The 14,502-nt window shown below is 69.6% G+C and carries 12 protein-coding genes, 1 pseudogene and 1 CRISPR repeat array; of the genes and pseudogenes, 1 reads left to right on the forward strand and 12 read right to left on the reverse strand.

The genetic code is table 11. The annotated features are described in order from the left end of the window. The 11 genes from N1F89_RS03070 to cas3 all read right to left on the reverse strand — a co-directional run. A partial coding sequence (locus tag N1F89_RS03070) for a hypothetical protein (RefSeq protein ID WP_290081378.1) occupies positions 1 to 246 on the reverse strand: 246 nt, incomplete at its 3' end. Positions 247 to 470: 224 nt separating this feature from the next. Next, positions 471 to 998, reverse strand: coding sequence for a contact-dependent growth inhibition system immunity protein (locus N1F89_RS03075; protein ID WP_290081379.1), 528 nt, complete (start codon positions 996 to 998; stop codon positions 471 to 473). Then, a complete protein-coding gene (locus N1F89_RS03080) occupies positions 995 to 2,659 on the reverse strand; it encodes a phage minor head protein (RefSeq protein WP_290081380.1) in 1,665 nt (554 codons plus the stop codon). Before N1F89_RS03080 ends, N1F89_RS03075 begins: the two co-directional genes overlap by 4 nt. A gap of 162 nt (positions 2,660 to 2,821) precedes the next feature. After that, positions 2,822 to 4,989: direct repeats of the CRISPR family, unit length 29 nt; unit sequence CGGTTCATCCCCGCGCGTGCGGGGAACGG. 49 nt (positions 4,990 to 5,038) lie between these two features. Continuing rightward, positions 5,039 to 5,371: a type I-E CRISPR-associated endoribonuclease Cas2e gene (cas2e, locus tag N1F89_RS03085; RefSeq protein WP_290081382.1), complete on the reverse strand. Its 333-nt coding sequence runs from the start codon at positions 5,369 to 5,371 to the stop codon at positions 5,039 to 5,041. Beyond that, positions 5,349 to 6,290, reverse strand: a complete 942-nt coding sequence (gene cas1e, locus N1F89_RS03090) for a type I-E CRISPR-associated endonuclease Cas1e (protein ID WP_290081384.1) — start codon at positions 6,288 to 6,290, stop codon at positions 5,349 to 5,351. The genes cas2e and cas1e overlap by 23 nt, the downstream gene beginning before the upstream one ends. Positions 6,291 to 6,293: 3 nt before the next feature. Next, a complete protein-coding gene (gene cas6e, locus N1F89_RS03095; RefSeq protein WP_290081387.1) occupies positions 6,294 to 7,079 on the reverse strand; it encodes a type I-E CRISPR-associated protein Cas6/Cse3/CasE in 786 nt (261 codons plus the stop codon). Continuing rightward, on the reverse strand, positions 7,076 to 7,783 hold the full coding sequence (gene cas5e / locus N1F89_RS03100) for a type I-E CRISPR-associated protein Cas5/CasD (protein WP_290081389.1): 708 nt from the start codon (positions 7,781 to 7,783) through the stop codon (positions 7,076 to 7,078). The genes cas6e and cas5e overlap by 4 nt, the downstream gene beginning before the upstream one ends. After that, positions 7,780 to 8,862, reverse strand: coding sequence for a type I-E CRISPR-associated protein Cas7/Cse4/CasC (gene cas7e / locus N1F89_RS03105; RefSeq protein ID WP_290081390.1), 1,083 nt, complete (start codon positions 8,860 to 8,862; stop codon positions 7,780 to 7,782). The genes cas5e and cas7e overlap by 4 nt, the downstream gene beginning before the upstream one ends. A gap of 4 nt (positions 8,863 to 8,866) precedes the next feature. Beyond that, on the reverse strand, positions 8,867 to 9,439 hold the full coding sequence (gene casB / locus N1F89_RS03110) for a type I-E CRISPR-associated protein Cse2/CasB (RefSeq protein ID WP_290081392.1): 573 nt from the start codon (positions 9,437 to 9,439) through the stop codon (positions 8,867 to 8,869). Next, the gene (gene casA / locus N1F89_RS03115) at positions 9,436 to 10,974 is read right to left on the reverse strand and encodes a type I-E CRISPR-associated protein Cse1/CasA (protein ID WP_290081394.1); all 1,539 of its coding nucleotides are present in this window, start codon (positions 10,972 to 10,974) and stop codon (positions 9,436 to 9,438) included. Before casA ends, casB begins: the two co-directional genes overlap by 4 nt. Before the next feature lie 18 nt (positions 10,975 to 10,992). Continuing rightward, positions 10,993 to 13,566 carry a CRISPR-associated helicase Cas3' gene (cas3, locus tag N1F89_RS03120; RefSeq protein WP_354670303.1) on the reverse strand — a complete coding sequence of 858 codons (2,574 nt, stop codon included), beginning with the start codon at positions 13,564 to 13,566 and terminating at the stop codon, positions 10,993 to 10,995. On the opposite strand from cas3, the gene N1F89_RS03125 reads away from it, so the two are divergent. Beyond that, complete coding sequence (locus N1F89_RS03125; protein ID WP_290081398.1) at positions 13,565 to 13,957, forward strand: hypothetical protein; 393 nt, start codon at positions 13,565 to 13,567, stop codon at positions 13,955 to 13,957. The genes cas3 and N1F89_RS03125 overlap by 2 nt on opposite strands. Here the strand turns inward: N1F89_RS03125 and N1F89_RS03130 are convergent. Further along, positions 13,893 to 14,495, reverse strand: a pseudogene (locus tag N1F89_RS03130) (IS3 family transposase); the annotation flags it as partial. The gene N1F89_RS03125 and the pseudogene N1F89_RS03130 sit on opposite strands and share 65 nt — an antisense overlap. Positions 14,496 to 14,502: the final 7 nt, after the last annotated feature.

Below are 14,502 nucleotides of genomic sequence, written 5' to 3' on the forward strand. Positions count from 1 at the left end.
GCCCACGCGGTCCCAGTCGGGATGGTCCGGTGCGATGAAGCGGCTGGCCAGCAGCGCCTCGCGCGCGGCCGCGCCGAGCGCTGCATCGTCGAGGTTGGCCGGATACTCGGCGTCGACGCCCTCGGGGTCGAGCAAGGATGCGCGATAGACGGCCCAGGAGTGGATCCAGTAGAAGGCGCGGAACGCGGTGATGCTCGCTCTTTTGCGCTCCTCCGGCGGCGGCGGATTGAACGGTTCGCGGGTCATTCGAGGATCGTTGCCTCCCACGCGAAGCCGCGGCTTTTCGGGCAGCCCGGCATGCCCGCTTCGTCCGGGCGAGACGGGCGGACGGAAAAGCGATCGGAGCAGCGCGAACAATCTTTCCATCATAACGTGTAGCGGTTGTCTGCCGAATGCCCCGAGGGCAGGTGGCGGAAGGAGGGTCTCCGGGGTCGCACCTTCTCCGCTTTGCCTGAAGCGGGAGCGCTGCGTCAGCGCTTGCCCGCGGCGCGGCTGACCGCGATGGCGGCGCGGATGGCGGCGCCGAGCTCCGCGTCGGACACCGTCTCGTGAAGCTCGGTCGGCTGCGCGCCCTTGATCCCGCCGAAGCCCCCGCGGCCCTCATACCGGTCGGCCTCGATAATAATGATCCCGTCGCGCAGCGTCAGGTTTACGTTGCCAGCCCCCTTGTAGAGAGCGGTTTCGCTTCGGACCCCGGCGCGCGCCTTGAACCGCTCGGAAAGCTGTCGATCCATCTCGCGCGTGTAGTATGCCCCCACGCGGTCCCAGTCGGGATGGTCCGGTGCGATGAAGCGGCTGGCCAGTAGCGCCTCGCGCGCGGCCGCGCCGAGCGCCGCATCGTCGAGGTCGGCCGGATACTCGGCGTCGACCCCGTCGGGATCGAGCAAGGACGCGTGATAGACGGCCCAGGAGTGGATCCAGTAGAAGGCGCGGAACGCGGTGATGCTCGCTTCCTTGCGTTCCTCCGCCGGCACCGGTTTGAAGGGTTCGCGGATCATTCGATGATCGTCACCTCCAGCGCGATGCGGCGGCTCTCCGCATAGGCCCTTGCGCGGTTGATCTCGTCCAGTTGCTCCGCCGTGGTCTCCGACGGGATGGCCAGCTCCAGCCGCCGGCGTTTGATCAAACCCGGACTGATTCGGTACCCGTTTCGAACATAGTTGTCGAACGTGGCAATTCGATCAAGATAGCCCTTCAACGTGCCGAAGATGCGGCGCGGGTCCCGCGCGTAAATCGCCGCACGCGTATCCAGCGTCTTCGCGCTGGTCGCTGCGCCGGTCGCTCGATTGAAGAAGTCGAAGGTCTTGAAGTTCGGTGCTCGCTCTTCGATCCAGTCGCCCAGGTCGCCGCGACTCGCGAGATGGCGCTCCCACGGGTCGCCCTGGGCCCTGATCCCCGTTCCCCATCGGATGCCCGGGTTCGGGGTCCTGTCCCACGCGCCGTCCGGCGATATCGCGCGGGCGCGCGCGGCGAGCCCGGTCAGCCTCTCCGCCGCCGCCTCGTCCGGCAGCGCGTGGCGGTCGCGCAACAGCCGCTTGACGAGCGCGCGCGCGGCCACTGCGCCGGCAACGGCCGTCGAGAGCCCGTAGAGCGCCGCCAGGGTGCGCATGCGGGCGCGCTCGCGGGCCGCCGCGACCACGTCGGCCCGCGTTGCAAGACCTTCGCGATGGGCCGCTTCCAGGGCCTCGGGTCGCGCCTCGACCGCGCGCACGTAATCGACGAGCGCCCGCGCCAGCTCGGGCGCACCGCGCAGCGCCGCGGCGAAACCGTCGGCCCGGCGCCTTGCATCGCCGGCCAGCGCGTCGCGACGCGTGCGCTCGGCGCCGGTGAGGCCGACGATCTGCGCCTTGACGACGAGGTAGGCGAGCTCCGCTGCCGCGCTTCCGCCCGTGGCGAGCGCGCCGACCGCCTCCAGGAGCATCGCAAGGTCGTCGGCGGACGGAACGAGGTCGGAGACGAAGTCCCGCACCCCGTCCACCGCGCCCGTCAGGTTGGCATCGAGGAGCGCGCGATCGAAGCTTCGGCCGACCGTCGGGCGCCATTCGGGCTCGTCCGGCACGAACGGCTCGGCGATGCACCGGCAGTTGTACGCTTCGCCGGGATGGCCGCCTTCCGGCGGCGCGTCCCAGAAAAACACCCCGTCATCGTGCGCGGCGTGGAGCGGGCGCACGCGGGCGTCGTTGCGGCTGCGCCAGATGTACCGTTCCACGCCCAGCGCCTGCTGCCGCTCGGCATTGATGCGCGCGGCGAAGCGGCGCACGAGCGCGTCTTCCACGAACTCTTGGGCGGCTGACGCCCGCTCCGGATCGCCCGACCATGCGGCGGCCGTGATGGCGGCGCGGCGATCCCACTCGGCGAGCGCCTCCTGGCGGGCGGCCTCGACGCGCGGAAGGTCGCGCGGGCGAAGGGGCAGTGCAGCGAGCCGGGCGAGCAGCATCGCGCCGTTCGCCTCGATCTCGGCCGCAAGACGCGCCGCGAACCGCTCGCGCCGGCCGGCGCGCTCTGCCGCGGCGGCGGCCTGTCGCTTGCTCTCGAGCCAGAAGGCTCTGACGAGCGCGAACTCGCAGCGCGTGAACGCCATGTCGGCCCGCAGTCTCGTGAGCTCTGGTTCGCCGTGCCGCATCGTTCCGCCGTCGTCCCGTTCGTCGCGACGAAGCATGCGGGCAGATGCGCGAGCGGGGACAACAAAGGGGCGACGAGCCGCTCGCCGCCGCTGACCGGGAGCACGCCGCGCCCCTGTTCCGGCGTGCGAGCGCGCGGCGTTCATGCGCCTGTTGTTGCGGAAATCGAGAGGTGGTTACGGAGGAGTTTCGCTTCGAGCCGTTTCATCCCCGCGCGTGCGGGGAACGGCAAGCTGGCGGACTCCCTATCAACGTAGTGCGCGGTTCATCCCCGCGCGTGCGGGGAACGGTTGAAAATGTTGCCCAACGCGAAGGACATGTCCGGTTCATCCCCGCGCGTGCGGGGAACGGTAGGCGCGGTGGCGGTTGAGGTTGCGGAACTCCGGTTCATCCCCGCGCGTGCGGGGACGGACCGCCTGGCAGCGCTTGAGCCCGTGAGCCGTCGGTTCATCCCCGCGCGTGCGGGGAACGGGGCTGAATGACGGTCTGATTGACAGTGTTGACCGGTTCATCCCCGCGCGTGCGGGGAACGGCGGGAGAATGATCGGGCTCCCCGATACCGCCACGGTTCATCCCCGCGCGTGCGGGGAACGGACGCCGGAAGCGATGGCCTATCCCGGCTCGCACGGTTCATCCCCGCGCGTGCGGGGAACGGCCGGAGATCGGCAGGATGACCCGGCCGCGCGCCGGTTCATCCCCGCGCGTGCGGGGAACGGTTGGAGACCTTGAGACCGCTGACTACATAGGTCGGTTCATCCCCGCGCGTGCGGGGAACGGGCGATCGCCGCGCGGCCCGCCGGGTCCATCGCCGGTTCATCCCCGCGCGTGCGGGGAACGGCGCACTGGATACACATCGCGCGCATAGCCGCCCGGTTCATCCCCGCGCGTGCGGGGAACGGGCGATGTACCGGGCGACCTGTTCGATGCTCTGCGGTTCATCCCCGCGCGTGCGGGGAACGGCGATGCCTCGAGAAGGGGCTGCCGGCCGAGTTCGGTTCATCCCCGCGCGTGCGGGGAACGGGTCGTGTAGGCTGTCGGCCCGTATCCGCCGAGCGGTTCATCCCCGCGCGTGCGGGGAACGGCCGGCAACCTCGATGATCCACGCATTGGTCGGCGGTTCATCCCCGCGCGTGCGGGGAACGGCAACGGGATTTTCAGGTGTATCTGGTCGAGCCCGGTTCATCCCCGCGCGTGCGGGGAACGGCGCGCGGCAGCCTCGCCAAGTGTCTCCATGTCCGGTTCATCCCCGCGCGTGCGGGGAACGGGCAAGTCGTCGCCCCGATTGTGCGGCAAGGGCCGGTTCATCCCCGCGCGTGCGGGGAACGGACCGGACGCGATGCGCAGAACAGGTCGCGATGCGGTTCATCCCCGCGCGTGCGGGGAACGGCACCACGCGCTGCGTAAATGCGAACGGAAAACCGGTTCATCCCCGCGCGTGCGGGGAACGGTAGGCGGCCGCCATCCGGCGGTGATAGCCGGCCGGTTCATCCCCGCGCGTGCGGGGAACGGGTAGAAGCACTGTTTAAACTCGGACAAGTTTCCGGTTCGGTTCATCCCCGCGCGTGCGGGGAACGGTTGTCAGTGCCGTTGCCGTCCTGCAGTTTCAGCGGTTCATCCCCGCGCGTGCGGGGAACGGGGGATGTCGACATGGGCGACGTTCCCCTCGACCGGTTCATCCCCGCGCGTGCGGGGAACGGGATTAACCAATTGTTTTGGCTTGATTATCGGCCGGTTCATCCCCGCGCGTGCGGGGAACGGTCGGCCAGCTCCGTCTCCAGATGCTCACGTGCCGGTTCATCCCCGCGCGTGCGGGGAACGGCGTCCTCGCGGCAGAAAACGTCGTGATAGGCCCGGTTCATCCCCGCGCGTGCGGGGAACGGATAAGCCACCGGACTCTTACGCACCGATAAAAAGGTTCATCCCCGCGCGTGCGGGGAACGGATCGCGGCAGAGCTGACCGGGCCGTTCTACAGCGGTTCATCCCCGCGCGTGCGGGGAACGGGCGACATAGGCCTCGGCGGTCGGATACTCGCCCGGTTCATCCCCGCGCGTGCGGGGAACGGGATCGTACCCATGGCGCTTCCAACGCCAATGACGGTTCATCCCCGCGCGTGCGGGGAACGGTGCCTCGTCGTCATCGCCGCCGCCCGTGTGACCGGTTCATCCCCGCGCGTGCGGGGAACGGTGGGTGACGCCGGCGCGCCGCCGCAGCCGCCCCGGTTCATCCCCGCGCGTGCGGGGAACGGGACGACGGCCGCCGGCTGGTCGCCTCGGTGCGCGGTTCATCCCCGCGCGTGCGGGGAACGGACTGGATGCACGACCCGGCGCGAGGCGGAGCGCGGTTCATCCCCGCGCGTGCGGGGAACGGTCTTGCTGCAATCTACTGAAGAATCGCGCTTTTCTGAAGCGGGCAGGATCTACCGATCGTCGGGGCCATGTTTCGGTTCGCGCGCAGCACCGGCCGGCGGGTCTTCCGCAGCGCGGAAGGCCACCAGTTTCAGCCCGTCGACATCGACCGGCATGCGCCGGTTCGTTCCCGTGGTGGCGAAGTCGAAACCCTGTTCGCCGGTGGTCGACCAGGCCATGATGGCGTCGCCCTCGCCGATCGCCGCCTCGACCTGCTGCCAGATGCGCTGGCGCACGCGCCGCGAATAGGTGCCGACATAGACACCGGCGCGCACTTCCAGCAGCCAGGCCGCCAGCCGTCCGCGCAGGCGCGGCGGCGCGTTATTCGTGACGATGACCATCATCGCCGGTCGCCTCCTCCGTCTCGAAGGCGGGACCGATGGCGTCGGCGGCGGCCTTCGGCGGTGCGATGCCGCCGGTCTCGAGAATGGCGCCGATGTCCGGAATGATCCGGTCGAGCAGGCGCGTGCGGCGAAAGCTGTCGCGGCAGGCAAGGCGCACCGCCCGGTCCGGCGCCATGTCGAGCTTGCCCCTCGCGGCCGCGCCGGCGACGCGGAACGCCTCGGGCACCACCGTCTCCAGCTTGTACAGATCGGCGATATCATAGACGAAGGACAAGGGTTTTCCGGTGTGCAGGAAACCGATGGCCGGAGCGTAGCCGGCCGCCAGAACCGCCGCCTCCGCCAGCCCGTGCAGGCAGGCGGTCGCCGCGGAAAGACAGCGGTTGGGCACGTCGGACGCCTCCCAGTCATCGACGTCGTAGCGTCGTCGCTGCCATTTCACACCGTGTTTTTGCGCCAGCAATTCGTAGGATCTGCGCACCCGCGCGCCCTCGATGCCGCGGAGCTGGTCGATCGAGCGCCGCATCGGCGCCGTCTCGTCGAAGCGGCGGCGATACATCTCGCGCACGACGTTCAGGCGGGCCTGTTCGTCGAGGGCAAGCCGCGCCTGCCACAGCAGCCGGTCCGACCGCGCCCCGCCGGGTTGGCCGGCGGCATAAAGCCGGACACCGGCCTCGCCCACCCAGGTGATCAGCGTGCCGGTGCGCGCGGCCAGACCGACGGCGGCGTGCGAGATGCGCGCGCCCGGCTCCAGCATGATGCAGGCCAGCCCGCCGACCGGAATATGCGTGCGCGTCGCCTCGGCATCGATCGCCACGAATGCGCCGTCGACGACGTCGATCTGCGCGCGGCCGATGAAGACGATCGAGGCCCGCTCCTTGAGCGGGATCGGTTTCGGTGGCGGCAGACCGGCGAGCGCCACCGCTCAGGCCCGTCGGATCAGCATCAGGCCGCAGCCATAGGCCTTGGCGCGGCCGAAACCGGCGGCGAGCTTCGCCAAAAAGGCCGCGGGATCGGTGACCGTCAGAATACCCTTCATGTCGAACACGCCGAAGCGCGGCTCGCCCTTGCGCCGGCCGCGGCGGTCGCCCGGCAGCGCGACGGTGAAATAGTGCTCCAGTTCGAAGCCCGCTGCCGGCGCGCCTTGCGCCTCGTCGGCGGGCAGCGGATCGGGCCGGAAACCGTTCGCGACACCCTGCGCGTCAAGCCATTTGTGCGCTTCGGCGCGGGCGATTGCGAAGCGCGCGGCCTGCCGTGGGCTGACCTCGTGGGCGCTGCCGCTCCGTTGCGAGGCTTCTCGCCCGGGCAAATGGCGCAGCGCGTGCATGGCGACATCGACCTTGCGGCGGCGCGGTTCTCCGTTCGGCGTCCGGTCGTTCGGGTCCTTCGGCTTCTGGGTGACCGCATTGGCGCGCAGCAGGAATGCCAGCCGGTCGCCCGCAGACAGGGCAGGGGCGAATGTCTTGACCTCCGGCGGCTCGAACAGGCCATGCGGCTCGGGCGGCCTTTCGGACAGCACATAGAAGCGGCCGCGCGGCTCGGACCGCCACAGGAAATCGCGCGTGCGGTCGGCCGCGTCGGAAAACACCGACCACAGCAGGCGGTGATGGGCGTCGGTGGCGCGCGCCCGCTGCGAGGGGTCGATGAGCTGGCGCAGCGCCTCGGTCGAGGGATCGCGCTTGAGCGTCAGGCGCGAGAAATAGAGCGTCATGGCGCGCCTCCCAGACGCCGCAGGAAGCGCACCTGCCGCGCCGCAAAATGCCAGGCGCGCCGGTCCACCGGCTCGTCGTGGCGCCACTCGGCGGTGTGATGAAAGCCGGCGATGTCGTCCGGCCATTCGCTGGCGATGAAGTGCGGGGCGGCCGATCCGCTTTGCCAGCGGGGCAGTCGCGCATGGCCGAGCGCCTCGACCGGATCGGCTGCCGCGACGATCTGCGGGGCGAGCGGCGCGGACAGCGGGCAGGATTTGCGCCCCAGATAGAGCGTGTAGTGGGGGCGCTCGAGCGCGCTCTGCAGCGTTTCCAGCGGCACGCCGCCGCCCCAGGCGGCCACGGCATAAAGCACGCCGCAGCGATAGTCGCGCAGGGTGATGGTGGTGTTCACATTGCCCTCGTCCGCCGCCATCCGCAGCGCATCAGCGCGCGTTGCCGGGCGCTTGTACTTTTGCGGTACGGTCTGGACCGTGTGGTAGTCGCGCAGCGGTGCGCCGGTCTCAAGGGCGCCGACGGCAAAGGACAGTCCGGCCAGCGCCGCCTGGCCGTCAGCATCGTCGCGGCGCGTGCCGAGCGCCGCGCCGAGCAGACCGATCAGCGCCGAGCGGCCGGGCCAGGTGTCGCTGCCGCGCCGCTCGTGGCCGGCGAGCCCGCCGAAGGAGGCGACCTGCGCGGCCAGCGTGAAGACCAGGAATTCGGTCACGGCCGCCCCGCCGCGTTGCGCACGAAGGCCTTGATGTCCGCGAGCGATCCCTCGCCGGTCACGATGTTCATGACCCTGTGGTCGTCGCAGCCCTCGCCATAGGCGGCGTCGATCCGGCCGCGCATGTCTTCCAGCGCCGCGATCGAGGCGGCGCGCAGGTCGGCGTCGCTGACCGGGTTGAAAAAGGCGCCGGACAGGTCGCGCGGCTGCTGCGGCCCGGCCTCGGCGAGGATGTAGCAGGCGCGCGGGCGATGGGCGAAGGAGTTCTGCTTGCCCGAAGGGGTGGCGGTGGCCAGCGCCGCGACCAGCGCCTCGCAGGCCCGCGCGGCAAGGTCCCGGTCGTCGGCGAGGTTCTCGGCCAGAAGGCCAGTGTCGATGCAGGCATAGAGATAGTAGACGCCCGAGCCGAAGCCGGCTTCGCCGACGAAGCCCGCGCCGGCATCCTCGGCGGCCGTCTTCAGATCGTCGACGGCGGTGTAGTAATCGTCCTCCACCTCGGCGCGGTGGGTGGTCACCGCATGGCCGATCTGGACGGCGGCCTCACGGTTGAAGTCGGGATCGTCGGCCAGCATGCGGCCGAACATGGCGACGTCGGCCGCGCCGTCCGCCTTGCGCAGCACCGCCTTTTCGAGCTCCTTCTTGGCCATGGACTTGAGGTCCTCGCCGTCGAGCGCCCGCTCGGCCAGGTCGATCGCGGCCTGGCGCTCCTGCGGCGAGATGAAGGCGAGCTGGGCGGTGAACGGGCCGGCGCCCTCCTTGTTCTTTCCCGCATCGAGCTTGCCGAAGGCATCGCACACCGTTTCGGCGATCGCATAGGCCGTTTCCGGATCGGCGCCGCGCTTGTTGACCAGATGATCGCGGATCACCTCGCCGATGCGCTGCGTGCGCTCGCCCAGATGCCCTTCGAGCGCCTTTTTGAACTCCGGCGCGGTGCGCACGGCGCGCTTGATCGCCTGGCTGGAAAGGCGAAGCCGCGGCGCGCCGCCGACCATGGCCGATTTCGGCCGGCCCTGATCGTCGCGGTTGGGGTTGGACGGCGGATAGGTCGTTAGAAGGTGAAGCTGGATGAAGGTGGTCACGGCATCAGTCCTGTTCGGTTGCGGCCAGCGGTTCGGAATTGGCCGGCGCGTCGTCCTCTCCGGGCGGCGGCGCGCCGAAATAGTCGAAACACCAGCGGTTGCGGGTGTTCTCGTTCCAGTGGAGAAGGTCGGTGCCGAGGCCGGCGACATTGGCGGTGCGGCCGGCAAGCGGCAGCGCGCGGCGCAGCCGCACGGCCAGTTCCCAGTCGTCGCCGGCGCGCAGGATGCGCTGGAAGCGCAGATGCGACAGGCGCGGACGGTCATCCTGCTTCTCGCCGAAGCGGGCCGGCAGCGACCGGCGCGCATGGGCGTCGAGTCCGGCAATGACCGTCGCGATCAGGGCGAGGCGCTCGGGACCGTTGTCGCCGGCAAAGCGCGGCCCGGCGCCGGCCTCGATGAGGTGACGGTAAAGCCGGTGGGTCGCCTCCAGCGCCAGCACCCTTGACGCGGTGTCGGCGCGACGCAGCTCGGCGCGGGCTTTGCGCGCCGCGCCAGTGTCGAAGTCGGCATTGTTGCCGAGATCCCGTGCCCACCAGGACAGGACGATCTGTCCGGGCGTTCTCGTCGCCTCGCTCACGCGGTCTCCTCCTCTTTCTTCCTGCGCTTTTTGGGCAGGTCCAGCCCGAGCGCCGTGTAGGCCGCCTGTCCGGTCTTTGGCCCCCAGCCGGCAAAGGCGGAAAGCAATTGACCCCGTGCGTTGACGATGGCCTGCGCATCCTCGATCCGCCGGTCGGCCAGGCCGGGGACGGCGCGGGGGTCGAAAAGGCCGAGCGCCGCCTTGCGCAAGGTCGAGACCCAATCGGCAGCCATGGCCGCAAGCGATTCTTGCCGTGTCAGCCGGCCGAGCATCCGCTCAAAGTCGGCTTGCGTGTCGGTGTAGAACGCCTCGCGCACCGGCTCGACGGCCGAGGCATCCATGCTTGCCGCGCCGGTCAGGGTCTGCATCGCCCCTGCCAGCGCCAACGAGAAGGCGTTGGCCGCCTCGATCAGGGCGATGGCCGCACCTTCGCCGTCGCCATCGAGCGCAAACAGCGGCTGGCGCGACCAGATGAAGTCGCGCGGCTTCATGTTGTCCATCGCCCAGCCGCCGATATGCAGGCTGGCCTTTGCGCCCTGCGGATTGCGGCCGTGCCAGGCGGCGACCGTGCTTGCGACGTGGCGCAGCCCGTCGGGCCGCTGGAAGGCGATGCCGGCCCAGTTGCGGTAGCTGGCGATGCCGGTCCGCGGATGCATGGGGAGCAGCTCGGCGCCGGCCTTCTGCTGGTAGTAGGGCGACAGCGGATGGCGCCACAGGCCGTAATTGGTACCATAGGGCCGCTGGCGCACGCCGGTGACGACCCTCGGATCGCCCTCGGCGAAGTCCAGCCTGAGCCGCCGCGGCATGCCGAAGAACGCTTCGGCGAGGGCGAGCCCGTCGTCATCGGGCGGCTGCTTTGGCGCGGTTCCCTTTTCGGAGGTTTCGGTCGGCCGCATCCAGGGCAGGGCCTCGCCGAGCCGGTCCGGCGGCAACGCCCGCCCATCCGGCACGTTCGCCCACACCATCTCCCAGAGCGGCGCCGGCGCTTCGCCGGCCGGTTCGACCAGCGTGACAAGCGGGCCGCCGCCGCGCATCGAGGTGCGGTTGCCCGCACCGCCCGAGGGCGCCTGCGCCTGCAGCGTGAACAGGGCCATGGCGGCCAGCGGCGCGGGCAGCCCGGCATAGCGATCGCGCTTGACCATCAGGTCGGCATTGTTCCTTGCCGTATTGCCGCCGGAGGAATCGATGAACAGCATGTCGACCGGCGATGCATCGGCTTCGAGTTCGTCGAAATCCTGCAGGAAGCGCGGACCGTCGCCGCCGAGCTCGAAGGCCGGCGCCAGCGGCGCCAGGCGCGTGCGCAGCCGCTTGGGATCGGGCGTCCGGCGGCTCGACCAGTCGCCGGCATGTTTCGGCGGATCGGCGAGGAAGACGAGGCCGATCAGCAGCTCGTAGCAGGCGAGGTTGAAATCGGCGCGCGGCCAGTCGGGCCGGGCAACGCCGGGTTCGGCGATTTGGTCGGGCCGGATGACGCGCCGCTCGTCGTCGGTCGTGCGCACCGGGATCCAGGCATCGGTGATGAGGTTGAGAGGCATCCGCTTTCCTCACCCATGTCAGGAGGCAAGCAAAATCCCCTCCTTTTCATTGTATTTTACAGCATTGCAGAGAATACCGTCCTCGCCAACCGGACAAAGAAAGTACCGTCCCTCCTTCCACATCTTCCAATCCTTGCGGATGGCGGCGATCTCGGGCGTGGACTGGTCGACGCCGCCGGTCTGCTCCCATCGGCGTTTCGCCAGGCTGACCTCCGACAGCGCCCAGGCGCGCGCGACATCGCCGTCGTCCACCGGCGCCCAGGGCTTGAGCCGGCCGTCCGTGCCGCGCCGCGCCAGCACCAGCGTCACCTGTTCGGGGCCGAGCCGGGTCGGAAATTTCTCGTCGCTGAAGACCTGCTGGTCGTCGAAATAGGACTTCTCCGGGTTCAGAACGTTCTGCGCCGCTTGCGCGCGTTCGGCCTCGCCCGTGCCCAGCCGCTCTTCTTCCGCCCGTTCGAGCGCCGGCGGAGCGGCCGGAGCCGACGCCCCCTCGACCGCCTCGATCAGCGGCCGCAGGCCGTCCGGCGCATCGATGCATCCGGCCGCGAACAGGGCGCGTGCCGTGCGCCACTGCACCGGCGCGGGATAGACATACCACCCCTGTCCGAGCAGATCGCGCGACCAGTTTTCGTCCGTGACATTTTGCGGGTCGGGCGACAGCACGTGCAGCACCGGGCCATCGACCGGGCGCGGCCGTTTGTGCCGCCACAACCGCCCGGCGCGCTGGATCAGCGCGCCCATCGGCGCCAGATCGGAGACCATCATATCGAAGCAAAGGTCGAGGGATTGTTCTAAGACTTGCGTACTTACAATCACTTGCCCGCGTCTTGCTTCGGGCGATGACTGCTTTCCGAAGGTGGCCAGAACCTCGTCTTCGTTCGCCAGCCGGTCGCGCAGTGCAAAGCGCGCATGGTGCAGCATCGCCTCCACACCGCGCTCGCGCAATCCGGCAACCGCGGCAATCGCTTCGTCGACCGAATTGCGCACGAAGGCGCAAGCCGCGCCGCGTTGGGCGGCATCGGTCAGGATATCGAGCGCGGCGGCCAGCGTGTCGACCCTGTCGACGGCCACGCGGCGCACGGTCGCTGCGGCCGGTTCGACCGCCGACGACCGCGCCGCCTCGCCGATCACCGCCAGTTGCGGATAGGCATCCGGCACGGCCGGTGGCGGTGGCCGCGATGCGCCGCGCTGGAACGCTGCGACGAAACGGGACCGCATGTCCGCCGGCAATGTGGCAGTCATCACGATGGCCGAGCCGCCCAGCATGGCGTGAAAGGTCAGCAACCGCTCAAGCTGCGTGCGCATGTAGGGGTTGCCGTAATCGTGCGCCTCGTCGACGACCAGGATCCGGCGCGACAACGCATAAAGCCGCAGCGCATAATAGCGCGTCGGCAGCACCGCGAGCAGCGCCTGGTCGATGGTGCCGACGCCGATATGCGCGAGCAGCGCCTTGCGGCGTCCGTCGGCGAACCAGTCGGCGCAGGAGATTGCATCGGACTCGCCCGCGGTTCGTCCCGTCAGCGCGCGGAACCCCCGATGCCATCGCGCGCTGCCATGGGCGAGCGCCAGCGAGGGTTGCCCGTCGAACATCGCGCCGAGCGCGGTCAGTCGCGTGAACATGGCATTGGCCGTCGCCATCGTTGGCAGGGCGAAGAACAGCCCGTCGCCCTTGCCGGCCTGCATCATCCGCTGCGCCAGCATCAGCGCGGCTTCCGTCTTGCCCGAGCCGGTCGCGTCCTCGATGACGGCAAGGGTCTGGCCGTCCGGCAGATCGGCGGCAAGGGCCGCGCGCTGCATCGGCGAGAATGCGTCGAAAGCAAAGAGGCTCGCCGCCGCGCGGCGCGACGGCGAAGCGCCGCGAAGGCCCGATTCCCTTAGCGCGATGTCCGCCCGGGACCGGGCGATCGCGACATAGTCAGCCATGTCTGGTCCTGCTGTTGAGGCAGGGAACCATTCGGTGTTCGAGCCGACCCAGTCGGCCAGGCTGACAAGGCCCGTGAACCATCGTGACAGCGCCGGCGCGCTGCAGCGCCAGTCGCCGCCGGCATCCTCGAGGTCGAAGCGCAGCGCGTCGAGGCTTGCGTCAGGCCAGAGCGCGGCGATCCCCTCGATCACGTGACGTGCATCGGTCTCGGCCCGCGCGCCGGCATCGCGCACCATGCGCTTGCGATTGGCGCCGCCGTGCATGTCGGCCGGCTCGGGCGGACCGCCGTGATGGCCGGCGGCGGCCGCATAAAGTTGGAAACGAAGCTGGACGTCGCCGCCGAGCAGCGGTCCGAGCAGATCACCGTCGAAATGGGCGAACCAGGCCATGGAGACCTGCCAGTGACGGTCGCCCTGGGTCGCGCCATGCTCGATCATGGCGCGGAAGCGGTCGCCGATCTTGCCGAGGTCGTGCAGCGCGGCGAGCAGGGCCAGGGCGTGGTGCAGCGGGCGCGGGAATTCCGCCGCGTCGAGCAGGCGGTCGGCCACGACGCCGACATCGAGCATGTGGTAAACGGCGGGATGCAGGATACCGCTGCAAGGATCGGCGGACTTTCCCGGCCATGTCAGGCATCGTTCCATCGCGCGAACAGCCACTCGCGGGCGCATGCATCTGACGCTCAAGAAGGAGACCGACAGACCGCCCGGCGCCTGCGACCCCCAGCAGCAGGACCGCTTCGACCGATTTGCCCGTGAGTTCAACCCCGAACGGCCGCACGAATCGCACGCCATGAGGACGGCGGTCGAACTCCGCACCCCTTCACAACGACACTATCACGGCCTGCCGGAAGTCCATCAACCCTTCCATGACCGCGAGGTTGCCGTCACCGCGTGCGGACGCATCTGCATGTATCGAAAGAAGATCAACGTCTCGACCGTGCTGGCCGGTCAAAGCCTCGGCATCGAGATTGACCCTGCCCCCTCAGGGTACCCGTTCATAAGGAGAGTCTGTTCAGGTTCTGGTCCATTCGGGACCGGTTGGCAAACTCGATTGGCGTGAGGCCGCTGAGGCTCGTGTGCGGCCGGTGGGTGTTGTAGTCGATCCTCCAAGCTTCGATGATGCGGCGCGCCTCCTTAAGGCTGCCGAAGAGGTGCTCGTTGAGGCATTCATCACGCAGCCGGCCGATGAAGCTCTCGGCGAAGCCGTTCTGCTGCGGCTTGCCTGGCGCGATGTAGTGCCACTCGACGCCGTGCTCCTCCTGCCAGCGCAGGATCGCGTGTGAGGTGAGCTCGGTGCCGTTGTCTGAGACGACCATCAGCGGCAGGTCGCGGAACTCCGCCAATCGGCTCAGCTCGCGGCCGACGCGAACGCCGGAGAGCGACGTGTCGACCACCAGCGTCAGGCACTCGCGGGTGAAGTCGTCGACGACCGCGAGGATGCAGAAGCGGCGGCTGTCGATCAGCGCGTCAGAGACGAAGTCGAGAGACCAGCGCTGGTTTCGGCCCTGCGGGATCGTCATTGGGGCTCGGGTGCCGAGCGTCCGCTTGCGGCCGCCGCGGCGCCGCACCGTCAGCCGCTCCTCGCGGTAGAGGCGGAACCGCGAG

It is taken from the genome of Aquibium sp. A9E412 (assembly GCF_030398335.1).
In the GTDB taxonomy this organism is placed as follows: Bacteria; Pseudomonadota; Alphaproteobacteria; order Rhizobiales; family Rhizobiaceae; genus A9E412.